Origin of the sequence: Kitasatospora sp. NPDC091257 (assembly GCF_044757675.1) — a bacterium.
Lineage (GTDB): Bacteria > Actinomycetota > Actinomycetes > Streptomycetales > Streptomycetaceae > Kitasatospora > Kitasatospora lactacystinica.
In genome coordinates this window covers 1-3,508 of record NZ_JBIVVI010000981.1, presented here as the reverse complement: position 1 = coordinate 3,508, position 3,508 = coordinate 1, and the positions used below count along the sequence as shown (strand labels likewise).

Here is a 3,508-nt window from a genome sequence, read left to right as displayed (position 1 = left end):
GGAGGCGGCGCTGGCGAGCGCGGCGGCGTTCACGCTGGGTGCGCTGGTGCCGCTGCTGGCGGTGCTGCTGCCGCCGGAGTCGTGGCGGCTGCTGGCCCCGCAACTGCCACAACCGCTCGGTGAGATCCGCCGGCCAGAACGAGGCGGCGGGCCCGTCCTGCAGACCGCCCGGCGGCGGATCGGCTGGCCAGCACAGCCGCTCCAGCCACTGCTCCGGAGCGGGGAATCTTGTACGGGCCTCCGCCGCGATCTCGGCAGTGAACTCCTCGACCGCACGCTGCGCGGTCCGGGCCGCCAGCTGCAGAGCGATCAGGTCGTCGGGAACATCAATGGCATCAGGCACAGGAGAGGAGCCTACGGGGCAGGACGCCCCACCGGAACGGACCACGGCAGTGCCGTGGCCGGCCTACGCCGCCGACCACCAGGTAGAGGACGTCCTAGCCTGCCGCCGCGGTGTTTTCCCACCCGCTCAGATCTGGCGGTCCGGGTCGGAGAAGGTGAGGCCGCCAGACGAGAGGCGGCGGCGGGCCGGGGCAGGTGCCGGCACGGTGTCGCCGGGTGGCTGGCGGAAGTCGGCGCCCTGCTCGACCGGCAGCAGCCGGCGCCCGCCGGACTGAGCGGGCACGGCGGCTTCGACGGCGGACTCGGAGAAGCGCAGGGAGAGCCTGCGGCGGTCAGTCATGATCACCATCCTCGCAGCCCGGACAGGCTGGCCAGGGCCAGACCGAGGACGGTCGTTGTTTCAGGTCTCCAGAACAGAGCGGTTAAGCCGCAGCTACCACCTGTCCCGCCTGGGAGGGGACAGCCACGAGGCCGATCCACCCGCGCACGCCTCGCTGTCTGGCCCTACCCGTAGGGCCAGACCGCCGTCACCGGTGCTAGTGGTTTGGCCCTACGACGGCCGAGTGCATGAGCGTCAGGCGCGGGCGCGGTGCAGGTCTTCCCTCCTTGGGCACCGGGGCGGCGAGCGCGTGCAACGTCATCCGGCCGAGCGGACGTACGACTACGAGGCGGCCGTCAGCAACCAGCCCGGCGAGGGCCTTCTTCACACTGGCTGGGGAGGTGCTGAGCGTCTCGGCTATCCGCACGTTCGTCATGTACAACGGCTCTCCGTCAGGCTCCCGGGCCTTGTAGAGCTCCAGCACTGCCTCAGAGATCTCGCTGGCGCTGCGGGGGAGCCTTGCTCTGTCGGGCTGGCTTGAGTCCGGCTCGTAGGTCTCGACCGCCCTGGTGATCAGCGCGAGAGGATCCTCACCGCGGAAGTCGAACCACTCCCCATGGACGCGCTGGTCGGCGAAACGGACGTGCAGGTACTTCTCCAGACGCGGGCCTCCGGGAAACGTTGCCAGAAGGCGGAGTTCCACAGGCGATCCGGCCTGGAGGCTCGCAAGTCGGCTGGGCGGATCGACACTCCGCCCGATCTTCACCGGCCGGGCGACGGGCGACCCCACCACATAGACGAAGTCGCCGGTCGTCCGTGCCGGTTCCCCTGACCCAACTTCGTTCACAGCGCGGCACGTTACAGAGCGCCACTGACAGTAGGACGCTCAGCCCGGGCATCGCACGCCCTACTCCTGGTCGGGGACAGCCTTGATGGTGCGCCGGCGTCGCGCGTCGACGTTGCCGACCTTCCGAGGACCTTCAGCCCGGGCGTCGAGGGTGATCTCGGGGGCCTCCAGCGCTTCTCCGACCAGGCGACGGATCTCGGGGTTGGAGGCGAAGAAGAAGCGGGGGTTGACCCGGTAGCTGCCCGGGTCCGGGTGCTCGACCAACTGGAGTGATTCCAGTCGGGCCAGGGCCTCGTACGCGGTGGAGGTCGAGGTCCCGCAGTCGTGGGCGATCTCCTCGACGTCGGCGGTGATCGGGGTGAACACGGCGCCGTGGCTGGTAAGCCATTCCAGGACGCTGCGCTGGCTGGCGCTCAGGTTGAGTGTGTAGACGGGCGGCATACCGAGGCTGTCCGGGTCGAAGTCGCCGTGGTGGCTGTGGGTTGCGGCGCTCATCGGGTGCCTCCGTTCGTCGTGCTCTTGGCCGTGGTGCGGCGCGGTCCAGGCGTCTTGGCGGCGGCCTTCTCAGCGGCCTTCTTCGCAGCAGCGACCGCCTTGGCATCCGGCGTAATCGGCGGCGGGTCCAACCTGCGGCACGCCTGCACCTGGGCGTCTCCGGAGCCCTCCCAGAAGCGTCTGGGGTTCAGCTGGTACGTCTGACTTCGCGGGCTCGTCTTGAGCAAAATGTTGAGCTTCACCAGGCGGGCAAGCGCCGTCTTCGCGGTTGTCTCCGTCGCCAGGATCGCCTCCGCCACCGCGGCCGCGGTCACCTTCACCGCCGCGCCGGCCCCGCCATTCGAGCGTACCCAGTCGATCGTCGCCCACTCCGCGCCGGACAGCGCCAGCGAGTACAGCGGCGCATCGTCGGTGTAAGCGTTGAGGGTGTAGGAACCATCCATGGTGTGCGGCGTCCGGGCCTTCGGCGCAGGTAGCACCGCTCCCGTATCCAGGTTCACCAGGGCGATGTTGCCCCTGCGAGCCATGCTGCTCCTCACCATGCCGTCACGGTCCGAGAACCGGTTCAACGACCGGTCCGCCATCAGGTTCTTAAGGGCTGATTTTTCAGACGTTAGCTCCGGAAAACCAGACCTTAGAGGCAAGAACCTACAGGACAAGGCCTGAAAAACGCAGGCACACGACAGCGTGTCGAGCCACAGCGCCCTCCCAGGCCCCTGCCGTAACGTCTGGTTTTCTGGCGCCAGCGTCTGGTTTTCCAGACGTTAGCGAGGGGAAAACCGCAGGTCAGGGCATATGTCTCTTCTTACGTAGTAAAGGCCAGCGGTCACGTGGACCTTCACCCTGATGGCCCGGGCCCCGAAACCATCCTGCAGGAACTCCGGCTACGCAGGTCCCTCGGTCGCTGTACTACCCGGGCCAGGCGCCGACGCCGACCTACCGACCACCGTGGGCCGGAGGTCACTTCGACAGTCACGAACGGCCGGCTACCACCTACCCGCTCTCCGGCAGCCATTGTTCCTGCTTCGCCTGTTTGGCTCCCGAAGCACGACCCAACATCGACAGCGGACGGTTCCAGCACTCAGCCAAGGAGGTGGTTAGGAATGGCTTCAAGGTGGGTGGTGACGTCAGCTACTGCTCGGAGGAGGGCAGGTCTCGGTGTTTGACGCAGGCCGGGTCGGCAGGTAGCCCTGGCCCGGTACAGGCACCGGCCGCCTTTCCGGGGGCAACTGGACAGGCCGGACCGTCCACGGTCCGGCCGGTGCGGTGACGGGCCGACGGCGGGGCCGGCCACGGCCCTGCCGTCGGGTCGGCGGCGCAGTCCAGGCGGCAGCGAAGGATGGTCCAGCGCATCCGGGCGCTGGCCAGGGTGCGGTAGCGGAGCGCGCCGCGCCCAGCCACCCGGTCTGCTGTTGACCGCAACGTGGTTGTGGTTGCTGCCCCGTCCCGGCTGGGGCGGCAGGGCACCCGGGTAACCAATGATGTGGGGAGACCGAGGGGCAGAA

5 protein-coding genes are annotated in these 3,508 nt (G+C 68.6%); all 5 read right to left on the bottom strand.

Annotated features, from left to right (window positions below; genetic code table 11):
- Positions 1-343 (bottom strand): hypothetical protein (locus ACIQOV_RS33095; RefSeq protein ID WP_401054430.1); only part of this gene is annotated, 343 nt, incomplete at its 3' end.
- A gap of 126 nt (positions 344-469) precedes the next feature.
- A complete protein-coding gene (locus ACIQOV_RS33090) occupies positions 470-682 on the bottom strand; it encodes a hypothetical protein (RefSeq protein WP_401054429.1) in 213 nt (70 codons plus the stop codon).
- A 196-nt stretch (positions 683-878) separates the two neighbouring features.
- Entirely contained in the window at positions 879-1,508 is a 630-nt protein-coding gene (locus ACIQOV_RS33085; protein ID WP_401054427.1) for a GIY-YIG nuclease family protein, read from the bottom strand.
- 60 nt (positions 1,509-1,568) lie between these two features.
- On the bottom strand, positions 1,569-2,003 hold the full coding sequence (locus tag ACIQOV_RS33080) for a MarR family transcriptional regulator (RefSeq protein WP_401054426.1): 435 nt from the start codon (positions 2,001-2,003) through the stop codon (positions 1,569-1,571).
- Entirely contained in the window at positions 2,000-2,530 is a 531-nt protein-coding gene (locus ACIQOV_RS33075; RefSeq protein ID WP_401054425.1) for a MarR family transcriptional regulator, read from the bottom strand. Before ACIQOV_RS33075 ends, ACIQOV_RS33080 begins: the two co-directional genes overlap by 4 nt.
- Positions 2,531-3,508 lie beyond the last annotated feature (978 nt).

Excerpts from the sequence above, each read along its gene's own strand:
- ACIQOV_RS33090 (WP_401054429.1), bottom strand. The coding sequence starts at position 682 with ATGACTGACCGCCGCAGGCTCTCCCTGCGCTTCTCCGAGTCCGCCGTC.
- ACIQOV_RS33080 (WP_401054426.1), bottom strand. The coding sequence starts at position 2,003 with ATGAGCGCCGCAACCCACAGCCACCACGGCGACTTCGACCCGGACAGC.
- ACIQOV_RS33075 (WP_401054425.1), bottom strand. The coding sequence starts at position 2,530 with ATGGCTCGCAGGGGCAACATCGCCCTGGTGAACCTGGATACGGGAGCG.